General features: G+C 56.6%; 15 protein-coding genes and 1 rRNA gene. 7 read left to right on the forward strand and 9 right to left on the reverse strand.

Features of this window, described 5'->3' with window-relative positions; all coding sequences use genetic code 11:
- From C7459_RS16835 to hslO, 9 genes are all read right to left on the reverse strand, one after another.
- A 16S ribosomal RNA gene (locus C7459_RS16835) occupies positions 1-187 on the reverse strand; the annotation flags it as partial.
- Between the two features lie 470 nt (positions 188-657).
- Positions 658-1,134, reverse strand: a complete 477-nt coding sequence (greA, locus tag C7459_RS16840) for a transcription elongation factor GreA (protein WP_109690456.1) — start codon at positions 1,132-1,134, stop codon at positions 658-660.
- A 192-nt stretch (positions 1,135-1,326) separates the two neighbouring features.
- Positions 1,327-2,325 carry a tRNA dihydrouridine synthase DusB gene (gene dusB / locus C7459_RS16845; protein ID WP_109690457.1) on the reverse strand — a complete coding sequence of 333 codons (999 nt, stop codon included), beginning with the start codon at positions 2,323-2,325 and terminating at the stop codon, positions 1,327-1,329.
- Between the two features lie 102 nt (positions 2,326-2,427).
- Entirely contained in the window at positions 2,428-2,646 is a 219-nt protein-coding gene (locus C7459_RS16850) for a helix-turn-helix domain-containing protein (RefSeq protein WP_109690458.1), read from the reverse strand.
- Positions 2,601-3,137, reverse strand: a complete 537-nt coding sequence (gene folK / locus C7459_RS16855; protein ID WP_109690459.1) for a 2-amino-4-hydroxy-6-hydroxymethyldihydropteridine diphosphokinase — start codon at positions 3,135-3,137, stop codon at positions 2,601-2,603. The genes C7459_RS16850 and folK overlap by 46 nt, the downstream gene beginning before the upstream one ends.
- Positions 3,124-3,486 carry a dihydroneopterin aldolase gene (gene folB / locus C7459_RS16860; protein ID WP_109690460.1) on the reverse strand — a complete coding sequence of 121 codons (363 nt, stop codon included), beginning with the start codon at positions 3,484-3,486 and terminating at the stop codon, positions 3,124-3,126. The genes folK and folB overlap by 14 nt, the downstream gene beginning before the upstream one ends.
- Positions 3,487-3,522: 36 nt before the next feature.
- Positions 3,523-4,386, reverse strand: a complete 864-nt coding sequence (folP, locus tag C7459_RS16865; RefSeq protein WP_425450732.1) for a dihydropteroate synthase — start codon at positions 4,384-4,386, stop codon at positions 3,523-3,525.
- Between the two features lie 246 nt (positions 4,387-4,632).
- A complete protein-coding gene (cysK, locus tag C7459_RS16870) occupies positions 4,633-5,559 on the reverse strand; it encodes a cysteine synthase A (protein ID WP_109690461.1) in 927 nt (308 codons plus the stop codon).
- 98 nt (positions 5,560-5,657) lie between these two features.
- Positions 5,658-6,554, reverse strand: coding sequence for an Hsp33 family molecular chaperone HslO (gene hslO, locus C7459_RS16875; RefSeq protein WP_109690462.1), 897 nt, complete (start codon positions 6,552-6,554; stop codon positions 5,658-5,660).
- Positions 6,555-6,713: 159 nt separating this feature from the next.
- Here hslO and C7459_RS16880 point away from each other — a divergent pair, with 159 nt between their 5' ends.
- From C7459_RS16880 to C7459_RS16910, 7 genes are all read left to right on the forward strand, one after another.
- A complete protein-coding gene (locus C7459_RS16880; protein WP_109690463.1) occupies positions 6,714-7,766 on the forward strand; it encodes a YheC/YheD family endospore coat-associated protein in 1,053 nt (350 codons plus the stop codon).
- A 34-nt stretch (positions 7,767-7,800) separates the two neighbouring features.
- Positions 7,801-9,045 carry a DNA polymerase IV gene (gene dinB / locus C7459_RS16885; RefSeq protein ID WP_245884601.1) on the forward strand — a complete coding sequence of 415 codons (1,245 nt, stop codon included), beginning with the start codon at positions 7,801-7,803 and terminating at the stop codon, positions 9,043-9,045.
- Positions 9,046-9,151: 106 nt separating this feature from the next.
- Positions 9,152-9,709 (forward strand): RNA polymerase sigma factor SigX, encoded by a 558-nt coding sequence (locus C7459_RS16890; protein ID WP_245884603.1) that lies wholly within the window; start codon positions 9,152-9,154, stop codon positions 9,707-9,709.
- Positions 9,706-10,878, forward strand: a complete 1,173-nt coding sequence (locus C7459_RS16895; RefSeq protein ID WP_109690464.1) for an anti-sigma factor family protein — start codon at positions 9,706-9,708, stop codon at positions 10,876-10,878. Before C7459_RS16890 ends, C7459_RS16895 begins: the two co-directional genes overlap by 4 nt.
- Before the next feature lie 89 nt (positions 10,879-10,967).
- On the forward strand, positions 10,968-11,933 hold the full coding sequence (locus tag C7459_RS16900; RefSeq protein ID WP_109690465.1) for an ABC transporter ATP-binding protein: 966 nt from the start codon (positions 10,968-10,970) through the stop codon (positions 11,931-11,933).
- Positions 11,905-12,768, forward strand: coding sequence for an ABC transporter permease subunit (locus tag C7459_RS16905; protein WP_109690466.1), 864 nt, complete (start codon positions 11,905-11,907; stop codon positions 12,766-12,768). Before C7459_RS16900 ends, C7459_RS16905 begins: the two co-directional genes overlap by 29 nt.
- A gap of 140 nt (positions 12,769-12,908) precedes the next feature.
- Entirely contained in the window at positions 12,909-15,068 is a 2,160-nt protein-coding gene (locus tag C7459_RS16910) for a 5'-nucleotidase C-terminal domain-containing protein (protein ID WP_109690467.1), read from the forward strand.
- The last annotated feature ends 81 nt before the right edge of the window (positions 15,069-15,149 follow it).

Genomic DNA, 15,149 nt, shown 5'->3' on the forward strand with positions numbered 1-15,149 from the left:
AAGAGATCATCCGGTATTAGCACTCGTTTCCAAGCGTTATCCCAGTCTGCCAGGCAGGTTACCCACGTGTTACTCACCCGTCCGCCGCTGACATCCATGGAGCAAGCTCCACATCAGTCCGCTCGACTTGCATGTATTAGGCACGCCGCCAGCGTTCGTCCTGAGCCAGGATCAAACTCTCAATTAAAGTTTGATTCAAGGCTCGAATCGATTCTCATCTATCACTCGTTTAGTTTTCAAGGATCAAACATATCGCTCAGAGGCGACGTTGACTAGATTAGCACACAACCAGTCATTCTGTCAACCACCGAGTTTTAAATTCGTCTCTCGCGGCGACAGGAGTAATCTTATCATGCCCACCTGTACATCTCAACGCGCCATCTGAAACAAAACACGACAAATCCAAAACTCCATCTCCCCACCACACGCGCAATCTCACGAATTCTCGACATCTTTCGCCACCTTCACTGTGGATAACAGTGTGCATTTCTCGTGAGTTATCCACATTACACACAGGTTTATCCCCAAAACCCCTTTTCTTGTCCACATTTCATCCCCGTTTTCCACACGTTTATTCACAACCCCGCCATTTTGCCACCAAAAAAGGCCCGGCTCCTGATGGAGTCGGGCCTTTTTTTATCCACATCTAGACCTTATCTAGACCTTGATCTCGAGAATCTCATACTTGAGCGCGCCCACTGGCACGTTCACTTCAATGACATCCCCGATCGCACGACCTAACAATGTACGCCCAACCGGGGATTCGTTGGAGATTTTGTTCTCGATCGGATCGGCCTCGGCGCTGCCGACGATCGTGTATTCCATGATGTCACCGAATTCAAGGTCTTTGATGATCACCGTCGTGCCGATGCCGATCGTATTGGCCTCGACTTCGCTGGCACTGATGATGCGTGCGTTGCGCAGCATTTTTTCCAGCGTGATGATCCGACCTTCTATGAAGGCTTGTTCGTTTTTCGCATCATCGTACTCCGAGTTCTCCGAGATGTCGCCATAGGAGATCGCGATCTTGATTCGTTCCGCGACTTCACGCCGTTTGACCGATTTTAGGTGGTCGAGTTCGTCTTCGAGCTTCTTGAGTCCGTTATGAGTGAGGAGCACTTCTTTTTCCGCCATTTGTCTCGATTCCCCTTCTCTTGATACATCTAATTGTCAGAAATTATAGAATCTCCTTCGATTACTTGTCAAGACATTTCCATTAATTAAAGCTGACACCTGTATTTATTACACTGAATTTTATGCATACGTCCTTTTATGTGCAAAAAAGCCGATGTTCCCTCAAGGGAATCATCGACTTTTCGCTATCGTTTAGAGCGTGATTTCTGCTGCTTCGCGTGCCAACAAGGTTTCGAGGTAGAAGTGCAGAGCATCCTTCAGCCCTTGCGAGGTTTCGATCAGGTTGATCTCGTCGCGAAACTTGTTGGACTCGTACAAGCCCTTGGTGTACCACGCGATGTGTTTGCGCATCTCGCGGGTTCCGGTGTACTCGCCCTTCTCCTCGACCAGCAAGTCGGCGTGGCGGAGCGCGACTCGGATGCGATCCTCAACGGTCGGGGACGGCAACTGCTCACCAGTTTTGATGTAGTGCGCGACTTGCTTGAAGATCCACGGGTTGCCAAGCGATCCGCGTCCGATCATCACCCCGTCCGCGCCGGTGTGCTTGAGCATCTCCACCGCTTTCTGCGGGGTCGTGATGTCACCGTTGCCGATGACATTGATGTTGACCGCTTCCTTCACCGCTTTGATAATGTCCCAGTCGGCATGGCCCGTGTACATCTGCTTGGCCGTGCGTCCGTGTACCGCAACCGACTTCGCGCCAGCTTGCTCCGCGATTTTGGCGATCGCAACGGCATTGATGTTGTCATCGTCCCAGCCCTTGCGAAACTTGACGGTGACCGGCTTGTTGCCTGCTGCCTTCACAACCGCTTCAATAATGCGACCTGCGCTCTCCGGGTCGCGGGCCAGAGCAGCACCAGAACCGGCTTTGTGGATTTTGCTCGCGGGACAGCCCATGTTGATGTCGATGATATCCGCTTCGGTTTCGGCTACCAACTCCGCCGCAATCGCCATCGACTCTGCATCACAGCCGACCAGTTGCATCGCAACCGGCTTTTCCTCCCCGATGATCTTGAGCATCGAGCGTGTCTTCGCATTGCCATGCTGGAGTGCCTTGGTGGCGACCATCTCCGCGCAGACCAGACCAGCGCCCATCTCCTTGGCGAGGATGCGGAACGATGGGTTGCACACGCCCGCCATCGGCGCTAGGATCACGTTGTTTTCCAATTCGACGTTGCCGATTTTCAGCATGAACTTGCACCTCCGTACATGCGAAAAACACAGGCTCGATCCTTCACCTGTGCTCCGCTCGTAATTGTATGGTTCCTATGATACACGTCTTCGATTCATTCCTCAACCGCCAAAAGTTACACTCTCGCCACGCAGCTCCTGCTCCGTGACGCCCAACACATCATGAATCTGGCGCATGAGATCCGCGCTAGGCGCACGCGTGCCGCGTTCGATCGCACCGACGATCGCGATCGAGACATGGAGTCGGTCTGCTAGTTCTTGCTGTGTGAGGTTTTTTAATTTTCGGTAGGCTCGTAGTCGTTTGCCAATGGTATCTTGCATAGGTAGACCCCGTCCTTTCCTTCTACTCGATTTGCCATGACTGACACGGTCTGACGAGTCACCGGGTGGACGAGATCACCTGCAAGGTCTGCAAGAGGGAGTAAGACGAACGCGCGGTCCGCCATCCGGGGGTGAGGTATGATGAGGTCGTCCGTGTCCATGACCTGATGATCCACTAATAGGATGTCTATATCTATCGTTCGTGGTCCCCACTTGATATCCCTTTGTCGACCTAGCTCGAGTTCTGTAGAACTGGTGATTTTCCATAACTTTTTGGCATCGAGCTCTGTCTGTAGCTCCAGAACGAGGTTTAAAAAATCCGGTTGGTCGAGGTAGCCGACCGGCTCTGTTTCATAGATCGGGGAGACACGAGTCACATCGATCTCGGGATGTGCATCGAGGATCGCGATGGCCGTACGCAAGTTCAAGCGGCGATCCCCGAGGTTGGAGCCGAGCGAGAGATAGGCGGTCTGTACCTTACTTGCGTCCACGGACAATCTCCACGGCGACGCCACTCATCGGGCCTTTGATCGGCGGGTTCGGTTTGGTGACTTTGATCTGCACTTCTTGAATCAGCGGGAAGTGGTGGAGCAGCGACGACGCGATGCGCTCCGCCAGCGTTTCGATCAATTGTACAGGTTCGCCGTCCATGATCTCGCGGACGCGGTCATAGGCCTCTCCATAATTCACGGTCAGGTCGAGATCGTCAGACTGCCCCGCCTCTTGCAGGGGAACGATCATCACGACATCTGTGTAAAAACGTTGCCCCAGTCGCGTCTCTTCCTCAAACACCCCGTGGAAGCCGTAAAACTCCAGTCCGCTCATGTAAATTTTGTCCATCACGAAACCCTCCCAATCGATCTCTTGTCTAGGTTTTTAAAAATCAAATCGCGTGCGCACCATCGCATCGGTCATGCGGGCAATACGCGCCATCTGTTGGATATCATGTACGCGAATCATCTCCACGCCCTTGGCGATCCCAAGGGCTACTGTCGCCGCGGTCCCTTCCACGCGGTCCTCGACGGGCAGATGTAGCGTGTTGCCGATCATCGATTTGCGGGAAGTGCCCAGCAGCACCGGATAGCCTAAGTTGCAGATCGCATCGAGCTGTTGCATCACGTAAAGGTTCTGTTCGTAGGTCTTGCCGAATCCAATGCCAGGATCGAGCCAGATCTGTTCGTCGCGGATGCCTGCCAGATGGGCAAGCTCCACACACTCGCGAAGTTCGCGCAATGTATTCGGAAGCACATCCGTCTCATGCGGCGTCTCGCGGTTGTGCATGAGGATGACCGGCACGTCCAGTTCTGCGCAGGTCTTCGCCATCTCCGGGTCGGCCCGCAGGCCCCAGACATCATTGACGAGGTGTGCGCCCGCTTGAACCGCAGCGCGGGCGACCGAGGCTTTGTACGTGTCGATGGAGATCGGGACGCCGGGCAGTTCCTGAGCGAGACGTTGAATCACCGGGACGACGCGCGCGATCTCCTCGTCTGCGGAGACCGGATCATGACCTGGGCGGGTCGATTCGCCGCCGATGTCGAGAATGTCCGCGCCCGCTGCGACCATCTCACGGGCATGTTCCAGCGCGAGGTCTACCTCCGACCAGCGACCCCCGTCGGAAAAGGAATCGGGCGTGACATTGAGGATGCCCATGATCAACGTGCGGGTGCCGATTTCAAAATGATGAGCGCCGATGCACAGCCGGCGTTTTGGCGTATGTAAGTTGTAGGAGTTCTCAGTCACAAAAGGTACCCTCCTCGTTGCGTTGCAACTATTATAGCACGGCTCTAGGAAGGATTGCGGGTACGTGATCGTGATTCTGCAGATGTGTGTGTTAATAAAAAGGTACGATAAGCCGCCACCCCTAACCGAGCCAACTTCTTCGTTTGTGCAATTTCACAACCCCATGCTCGTCCACACTTGTAAACACACGCAAGGGAATGAAAAAAAGCACGAGCCCCATCTGGGACTCGTGCTTTTTAGCGACGCTTATTCGAATTGGAACAGTGCGGTCGTCAGGTAGCGTTCGCCGGTGGACGGAGCTACGGTGAGGACTTTTTTGCCTGCGCCGAGTTTCTTGGCGATCTGATGGGCCGCGTAGACGTTACCGCCAGACGAGATGCCGACGAGGATGCCTTCGTCCTTCGCGAGACGGCGTGCGTATTCAAACGCAGCTTCGTTGTCAACTTGCACCACTTCATCAAAAATCTCCGTGTTCGTGATCGTTGGGACAAAGCCAGCGCCGATCCCTTGGATCTTGTGCGGGCCCGGAGCGCCGCCGGAAAGCACCGGAGAGGCGGACGGTTCCACCGCGACGATCTGGATGTTCGCGTTGTGTTCCTTCAATACTTCACCCACGCCGGTGATCGTACCGCCCGTGCCTACGCCTGCCACGAAGGCATCGAGGCCACCCATCGCTGCTTGTGCTTCGAGGATCTCACGCGCCGTGGTCTCGCGGTGGATCTTCGGGTTCGCCGGGTTGTCGAATTGCTGCGGCATGAACCAGCCGTTTTCCGCCTGCAGTTCCTTCGCCTTCGCAATCGCACCCTTCATGCCTTCTGCGCCTGGGGTCAGGACGAGTTCCGCCCCATACGCTTTCAGCAGGTTGCGGCGTTCCACCGACATCGTGTCCGGCATGACCAGCACCGCGCGGTAGCCCTTGGCCGCTGCCATCATCGCCAGACCGATCCCGGTGTTGCCGGAGGTCGGCTCGACCAGCGTCGCGCCCGGTTTGAGATCGCCCGCGAGTTCCGCTTCGGTGATCATCGAATAGGCGATACGGTCCTTGACGGAACCGCCCGGATTGAAGGACTCCAGTTTAATGTAGATCTCCGCTTCGTCCGGACCAGTGATCGTGTTCAGCTTGATGATCGGGGTTTGACCGATCAATTCGGCAATATTGTTCGCAACGCGCATACTTGTTGCCTCCTCATCTATAGAAAACCGAGTAAGATCATTGGATTTACTGAATATCTAAAGTGTACGACTGAGCACAAAATCTGTCAATCCCTGAGTTACTTCGCTTCCGCTTGCTCCAACAATTCTTGCAGATGCGCTTCTTCGAAGTGGTACTTTTCATTGCAGAAGTGGCAAACCAACTCCGCCTGCTTCTCCTCGGTCAGAATCGAGCGAATCTCCGAAGCACCGAGCGACAGCAGGCCCCGTTCGAAGCGATCACGCGAGCAATCACAGGTGAAGGCCACCGGGTAGGTCTCCAAGAACTTGATCTCGCCCGGAATCAGTCGCTTGAGGATGTCCTCTGGCGTCAGACCTTGCACGAGCAGCGAGGTGATGTGCGGAAACTTGCTGAGTTGTTGCTCCAAGTAGTCGATATCCTCCTCGGTCACCCCTGGCAACAGTTGGATCAAAAAGCCGCCCGCGGCTTTTACAGACTGGTCCTTATCCACCAACACGCCGAGTGCCAGCGCCGACGGGGTCTGCTCCGATTGTGCGAAATAATGCACGAAGTCCTCGGCGATCTCGCCGTTGTGCAGAGGAACTGAGCCGGTATAGGGCTCCTTCATGCCGAGATCCTTGATCACGAGCAGGAAACCTTCGCCCACGCCCGCGCCTACATCTAGTTTCTCCACGTCGCCATAGGCGCCGCCTTCTCTGGGCGGAAGTTCGACCCGCGGATTTTCAATATAGCCCGTCACGTGGGCCTCCGCATCTGCAGTCACGATGATCTTGCCGAGCGGTCCGTCACCGCGCACTTGCAGCGACAACGTCTCCTCGCCTTTTAACATGACCCCCATCATCGCGCCCATCGTCGCCGTGCGTCCCAGTGCAGCGCTGGCCAACGCCAAGCAGCCATGACGATCCGACAACTCCCGCACCAACTCTGTGGTGATACAAACAAACGCACGCAATTTTCCATCCAAAGCGGTTGCCCGCACGATATAATCGTTCATCTGAGGTTCCTCCTCCAAGTTACACTCTATGTAGTCCCATGAAAAAAATGGCGAAGACTTTCCTATGTTAGCATGATCATTACCCGGTTGTAAGTATGCGGCCTTCCACATACATATAGGAAATCTTGCTCATCCACCACCCTTCAGGAGGTACACCTCATGGCCCGCACAACTCCGCTGATCGGACTGATCACCTCTGATGCCCTGCCCCCGCCCGCACAGGACAGCCAATGGCAACTGCTCGCCAACGTTGCCATCGATGCTGGCGTGGACGTGGTGTTTTTTCACCCGGATCAACTGAATGCCCGCACGCGTCAGGTTCGCGGCCTTTCCTATAGGTCGGAGCGCGGTTGGCTCACCCGATCAACCCCGCTCCCTCGCGTGCTGATCGACAGCGTCACCGTCCACTACGCCCGCACGAGCAGACGCTTTTCTGAGCAAAAAAAGACCCTCCGTCGCGCCGGCTTTCAGATTCTCAACCCGCGCTTTCCAGACAAATGGGGCGTTTGGCAAGCGTTGCTCACCTCCCCCGACCTCGTGGCGAACCTGCCGCAGACCACACTTTTGCAAGCACCGGGGGATGTGGAAGCATGGTTGCAACGGCACCCGGCCGTTTTTCTCAAACCGGTGCGCGGGTCTGGCGGTGTCGGGGTGGTGGAAATTCGCACGGTCGACAAGCAAACCTACCAGCTCACCTCTGCGAAAAAATCGCGCATTCTGTCCGGCGGACAGTTGCGACTCTTTATAGAAGGGCAACTTCGCCAAGGCCCGCATCTCCTCCAAAGCGGCATCCCGCTGCTCGATCTCGACGGGCGCAAACTCGACCTGCGCGTCTATCTACAACGCGATGGTCGTGGGGACTGGCAAGCGATCACCACCGTGCCGCGTCTGGCCGCAGCAGGTCAGGTTGTGACGAACCTCGCACAGGGTGGCGTCGTCCGCAGTTTCGAGTGGTTGGAGGAAGCCACGAGTTCCCACAGCATACAGCTCCCCTCGCGCGCTGAAATCGAAGCGGTGGCGATCACAGCGGCCCGAGCGCTGACCGTCAAACGCAAGACGCTGGCGTTTCTCGGCATCGACATCGCCCTCGACCACGACGGGCACGCCTATCTGCTCGACATCAACCCGCGCCCGGGGCGCAAAGCGCTCACCCCAGCGGACAAAACACTCGCGTTCCGCTACCTGCTCGACTTTGCGGCCAGCCTCCTGTAGCTGATTTGGCAGGAGGCTTTTTTGTGGTATTCTAGTGGAAACAAACGTTCGGATCGGAGATGAGAGTCGCGTGGAGCAGCGGACGATTTTGCATTTGGATATGGACGCATTTTTCGCCTCCGTGGAGCAGCGGGACTCCCCGGAATTGCGCGGTCTGCCTGTGATCATCGCACACCCGACCGAACTGCGGGGCGTAGTTTCCACCTGCTCTTATGAGGCGCGGCGCTTCGGTGTGCATTCCGCGATGCCCACCTCGCAGGCGAAGCGGTTGTGCCCGAACGGCGTCTTCATCGCGCCAGACCATCGGAAGTACTCCGCAGTTTCGAAGCAGATGATGGCGATCCTCGCCCGCTACACCCCGTTGATCGAGAAACTGTCGGTCGACGAAGCATTTCTCGACGTGACCGGGTGTGAGCGGCTGTTCGGTGACGGTGTGACGATGGCGCGGCGGATCAAGGAAGACATCTCCCGCGAACTGAACCTCACCGCTTCGGTCGGCATCTCCTACAACAAATTCCTCGCCAAGCTGGCATCTGACTTGGAAAAACCGGACGGTCTCGTCCCGATCACCCCGTCCGATCTCGAAACCCGCGTCCATCCCTTGCCGATCTCCAGACTGTGGGGTGTCGGGCAAAAAAGTGCCGAGCAGCTCACGCGCCTCGGCCTGCGCACCATCGGCGACGTCGCCCAGATGAACGTCACCCGGATGCGCACCTACCTCGGGTCGCTCGCCGATCATATCTATCTGTTGGCGAACGGTCGGGATGAACGTCCCGTGCAGCCCAACCGCGAAGCGAAGTCGATCGGGCAGGAGACGACGTTCGCGGAGGATGTGCGCGATGTCGTTTTTCTGGAAACCACGCTGCTCGGACAGGTTGAAAAAGTCGCCCGCCGCTTGCGTCAGTCCGGCTTCGAAGCGCGCACCGTCACCTTGAAATTGCGCTACGCACCGTGGCAGACGATCACGCGCAACCATACGTTTGCCCACCCGACCGATCTGGAGACGCCGCTCTACACCGCCGTCAAGGGCCTGCTCGCCAAGTGCGGTCTGAGCCGGGAGGACGCGATCCGGCTGATCGGCGTCACCGTCGGCAACCTCGTGCCCAAGGGGACTGTGGAGGAGCAAACCCAGCAATTGTCGCTGTTTGACGCTCCGACTCCCACGGTGGAAACAGACCCGCGCCAGCAGGAGTTGAGCCGGGTCGTCGATTCCTTGAAGGATAAGTTCGGAGATAAAATTTTGACCCGGGCACGCTTGGTGCGCCGGGAGGAAGAGTAGCCACAGGTGCAACCCTGTGGCTTTTTTCAAAAAAAATTCGCCTCGGCTGTCACAAAACCACCTTCGGCGGTGTCATCCTAGTGAACGCGGAGAAAGGGGGCTGGGAATGGAGGATTCCGTACACATGGTGAAGCATCCAACCACAAGACCTGTCGCTGTGTCCTCGGAGCAGTCGTTTCAGGATCTATTCAGAAACCACTACCCGCAAGTCGTACGGCGCATCTGGAGCATTACGCACGATCAAGCGGTTGCCGAGGACTTGGCCCAGGAGGTGTTCGTCCGCCTGTACGCAGTTGATCTGCCTTCCATTGAGAACATCGGTGCGTGGCTTACACAAACCAGCACACATGTCGCGTTTAACCACCTGCGCGGTGAAAAGCGCCGGGTCGCTCGTGATGCGCAGGCAGCCGACCCCCACTCTCTTTCTGAACCGTCCACCGAGGAGCGCTGGCTCCAGCACGAAGAGATTCACGATGTTCGCGCCGCACTCACCGATTTGGAGGAGCGTGACCGGACGTTGCTCCTCTTAAAATACTCTGGGTACGACTACAAGGAACTAGCTGCGATCACTCAACTCGAAACCAATTCGATCGGAACTCTGTTGGCCCGCGCCCGCAAGCGATTCCGCGATCTGTATCAACAAAGGAGGGGAAGCGAGCGATGAGTATTTGCCCCTATCAGTCCCGCATCCAAGCCTACCTCGACGGAGAGTTGCCGCGTGAGGAACGCAAGGGTCTCTCCTTGCATCTAGATGTTTGTTCCGCTTGCCGATCTGCGCTGCATTCCCTCAAGCGCATCGACGACTGGACAGAGTCTGCTCTGCGCGAAGCCTTCTCTCCTCCAACGCAAGCCCCCCTCGTCGAGATCGATGTCGACGCGGCTTGGACACTATTCGAAACTCGATTGGCGGCGCGCACCCTGTCTGCGCCCGCCCCTATACCTTCCAAAGGGAGATGGACACACATGGCGAAAAATACGAAAAAATGGTTGGTCGGCACAGGTGCCGCAGTTGTTTTGGTAGGCTCCTTGGCGATCCCTGCCGTTCAAGCGGCGGCCGATGAGGTGCTCTCACTGTTCCGTGCACAGAAGATCCAAACCATTCAAGTCACCAAGCAAGACCTGAACCAGATGCAGGAATGGATCTCAAGCGGGGCAGCAGGCGAGATGTCCCTGCAAGGTCTCGGCAAGATCTGGAGCACCGACGATTCCCATACGGTACAAACCTTCAACTCTGCCGCCGAAGCACAAGCGGCTGGCTACACCCCCGCCGTCCCGACCGGCTTCCAACTCAACACTCTCACCGTCCGTCCAGAGCACACCCTGCACTTCCAACTCAACGTCGAGCGCGCCAACGCACTGCTCAAGCAGCTAGGTTCCAAGTCCACGCTGGACAAAAACCTCGACAACCAAGACTTTTCCGTCCATTTCCCGCAAACACTCATCACCACGCTCACCGCAACCAAGGACAGCAATCAACACTACACCTACACCACGTTCGCTTCTCCCGCTCTGCAAGTGCCTCGTGGTGTGGATGTGAACCAACTGCGCGAAACGATCTTGCAACTGCCGATGTTGCCGGAAAACATCCGCAAGCAACTCGCCAGCATCGAAGACTGGCAGCACACCGTGCCGGTGCCAACCCTCGCTGGTTCGGGGCAAAACCTCACCCAAACCACCGTCAACGGTGGCGACGGCCTCTACTTCACCGAAGGTCACCAGTCCTCCCTCTACTGGCAGGCGAATAACCATCTGCACTTGATTGAATCCGCGTCCACTGACGAACGTGCGATCACGCAGGACACCCTGCAATCTCTCGCGAAATCCTTCAAGTAAGTAACCCTAACTACGTGCGCACGAAAAAAGAGCATCCCGCCTAGCGGGACTGCTCTCGTGCTCGTTCTATCGTTTGAAAGGAGCTATCTATGTCCGACATTGTGATTTCTACATGGGGCTTAACCAAGCAATTCGATGGTCGTGCTGGCTGTCGCGACATCACCTTGCAAGTACCCCGTGGTGTTGTGTTTGGATTTTTAGGGCCGAATGGAGCAGGCAAAAGCACATTTGTCCGCACGATGCTCGGCCTGTTGCACCCGACAGCGGGGCGGGCCGAATTGCTCGGCAAGCCGATCGGTAACATCGAAGCGCGGCGCAAAGTCGGCTACCTGCCGGAACTGTTCCGCTACCAAGACTGGCTGACCGGACTTCAACTGCTGGAAACGCATGCCGAACTCGCCGGGGTGCCGCGCTCGTTGCGTCGAGAGCGGATTCGCCACCTGCTCGAACGCGTCGGTCTTACCGGACGCGAGAATGACAAGATCCGTGGCTACTCCAAAGGGATGCAGCAACGCATCGGCATCGCCTGTGCGCTCATCGGTGACCCAGAACTCGTATTTCTGGACGAACCCACCTCCGCGCTCGACCCGATTGGTCGACGTGAAGTACGGGATCTGATGATGGACTTGCGCCGCGAGGGCAAGACCGTTTTCCTCAACTCCCATCTGCTCAGCGAAGTGGAGAACGTCTGTGACCATGTCGCGATCGTTCACAAAAGCGATCTCGTCGTCCAAGGCGAGTGGCGCAAATTATCAGACGTACAAACCCAAGTCGAGATCCGCGCCGAAGGGGTCTCCCTCGCCCTGTGGCAAGCCCTGCAACATCTGATCGTCAGCGCCAAGCCGCTGGAATCGTCCGTTATGATGACCGGAAGCCGCTGGCTGATCCAGTTGTCTCATGAGGAGCAGGTGCCCGATCTAGTCGAATGTCTGCACCGCGAAGGTGTCCGACTCTACGAATTGACCCCGCGCCAACCCGCCTTAGAAGACGTGTTCCTGCACTGGGTCGGTCGGAAGGAGGCAGAGCATGCTCACCATCGCGAAACTCTCCTATAAGGAAACGCTGTACAAGCGCATCTTTCTGATCACGATCCTGATGACGCTCGCCTATGTGTTGTTTTACGGCATCGCGACACACTATGCAGCCAAACAGATCGGCGATCAACTCTCCAACGAGATCGGAGCTGCGCAGATGGAACAACAGATGCTCGCCACGCAATTGATTGGCGTAGGTCTGTACTTTGCCAGCTTCATCACCGCGTTGCTGTCCATCCTCGCGACGGTGGGCAGTATCGCCGGAGAGATTGAAAGCCACCAGATCGACACGATCCTTTCCCGCCCCTTGCACCGCCGCGATGTCGTCCTCGGCAAGTTCATCGGGCTCGGCGGACTGCTGGTGATCTACGCGGCTTGTCTGTTCATCGCAATCTTGCTCGTCAACCTCAACTTCGGCGGTGCTTTACATGTGTCGGTACCCGCCAGTTCGATGCTGACGGGGATGTTACTTTTCGCCTTGCAACCGTTGATTCTCATCGCCGTTGCGTTGTGGTTAAGTGCGCGGATGTCGACGATCAACGGAGGCATCATCTTGATCATCCTGTACGGGATCGGCTTTGTCGGTGGGTTCCTCGAACAGATCGGGCAGGCGTTGAACAACCACGCGTTGGTCAACATCGGCATCGTCAGTTCGCTGGTGTTCCCACTTGACTCGCTATTCCGGCGCACCATGTCCCAACTCTTCAACTCCGCGAACGACCCGCTCAACATCGCGGCCCAAGGCTTGTTCGGCAGCCTCGCCGAGCCCACCACGTCGATGCTGATCTACACACTGCTCTACGGTGTCGTGTTCTTGCTGTTCGCGATGCGGAAGTTTTCCAAGCGAGATCTCTAAAAAAGAACCACACCTGTGCAGGTGTGGTTCTTGCGTCTCCCTTTTACAAAAAATTTTCCGATTTTACCAACTCTTCCATCTCCTAATCTAGTATAATGAAGGCATCTTGCGAACTATAATTAGGAGGATTTCAAACCTTTATGAAACGTTCTTCGAAGTTTGCTACGATGGCAGTAGCCGCGTCCTTGCTCAGCACCATTTACGGCCCGCAAGCGTTTGCGGCGGATACCAAGACCACCACATCGGCTCCGACCAATCCGACCCGTTCGGACATCGAATTGGCGCACGACAAAGGCGCGATCACCGGCTACCCCGGCGAGACAGACCTGCATCCGACTCAATTCGTCACCCGTGGCGAGCTGATCTCGATGATCAACCGTGCAGCAAAACTCGAGGATGTCGACATGAAAAAAGCTCCGTTCGACGACCTCGAAGGCTGGCAGCAACAACCGCTCGCCAATGCACTGGCCGCTGGCATCGTGCATGGCAATGAGTCGGGACAGTTTGAACCGAACCGCGCCGTCACTCGCCAAGAGCTGGCAGTCCTGATCGGTGCTGCGCTGAACGGCGGCCACACGCCGACCGTCAACCAAAACGTCCTCAACTATTTCAAAGATAAAGACCAGATCTCCGACTGGGCGAAACCTTACGTCGCCTACACCACGCTCGGCGGTGTATTTGCCCCGACCCTCGATGGCGCGTTCAACCCGAACGCACCGCTGACCCGTGCCGAAGCGGCAAAAGCGCTGAAGCCGCTGCTGTTTGATGTCGTCGACGTTCTCACCACCAACGACATTCACGGCAATATCGAAGTGACCACCGACAAAAAACGCAACAACCAACCGCAGGGCGGCCTCGAAACGTTGGGCGGGATCGTCAATGATTTCCGTTCCGTCAACCCGGAGCACACTGTGGTCGTCGATGGTGGCGATGCATGGCAAGGCACGTTGATCTCGAACATGTTCAACGGCAAGTCGGTCATGGAAGGCATGGCAGATATCAAGTATGATGCGGCTGCGATCGGCAACCATGAGTTTGACTTCGGTCGCGACGTATTGATCGATAACATCAAGAACGCAGAATTCCCGATCCTCGGCGCGAACATCATCGATGACAAGACGGGCAAGCGTGTCGACTGGACCCAGCCCTACACGATCGTGGAAAAAGGCGGTCTGAAGATCGGCATCATCGGCCTCTCCACCCCGCAAACCAAGACCACAACCAAGTCGACCAACATCGAAGGTCTGACGTTCGCAGATCCGGTTCCGATCACGAAGGAACTCTCTGCAGAGCTGCGTGCGAAGGGTGCAGACATCGTCATCGTCACCTCGCACTTGCCAGGCGACCAAGTACAGGCGTCCGACAAGATCATGGATGAGCTGGCGGATCTCGCCAACGGCACCGGCAACGGGACCCTCGATGCGATCGTTGGCGGCCACTCGCACAAGCGCGTCGTCGGCAACGTGAACGGAATCCCGGTCATCGAAGCCCAGAACTGGTTGCTCGCAGTCGGTCACATCCAACTGTTCGTTGACAAGGACACCAAAGGAGTCGTCTCCTCGAGCGCGTCTCTGCTCGAAACCTACACGAACCTGACCACCGGCGACAGCGAAGTCCACAACATCGTCGATTCCTACCACCAGCAAGTGCAAGAAAAGGAAAAGAAAGTGATCGCGACCACTGGTGAATCACTGACCCGCAAAGGCTATCGTTTTGACATCGACGGCGGTGTGGAACGCGATGGGATCACTCCGCTGGGCGCAATGATCACCGACGCGATGCGCACCAACGAAAAAGCGGACGTTGCCTTCACGAACATCGGCGGCATCCGTGCAGATATCGATGCTGGTGAGATGACATTTGGCGAGATGTTCGCCGTCCTGCCGTTTGGCAACACCGACACGGTTGGCACGATGACCGCGAAGCAGATCAAGACCGCGCTGGAAGTGCTCGACAAGTACTCCAACCTCCCGGCGCTGCAATTCTCCGGTCTGAAAGTCGAGTGGGACAACACCCGCCCGACCGGTGACAAGTTCACCAAGATCACGCTGACCGACGGCACCCCGCTGTACGTGGACGGCAAGTTCAACGAGTCCCGCACCTTCAAGGCTGTCACCAACGACTTCATGGCAACTGGCAAAGGCGACGGCTTCACCGTCTTCGGCGAAGTCAAGGACTGGAAGATCGGTGACGTCATGCTCGACGCGTGGATCAAGTACGCGCAGAGCCTCACCAAGGACGGCTCCAAAATTACGTTGCCGGACGATGGTCGCGACATCCGCCTCGACCTGAAAAAGTAAGACCCTGCATCCAGCACGTACAAAGACCCGAGGGTACACACCCTTGGGTCTTTTTTCAGCTTTACACCCTTTACACCCAGC

Origin of the sequence: Tumebacillus permanentifrigoris, from assembly GCF_003148565.1 — a bacterium.
Lineage (GTDB): Bacteria > Bacillota > Bacilli > Tumebacillales > Tumebacillaceae > Tumebacillus > Tumebacillus permanentifrigoris.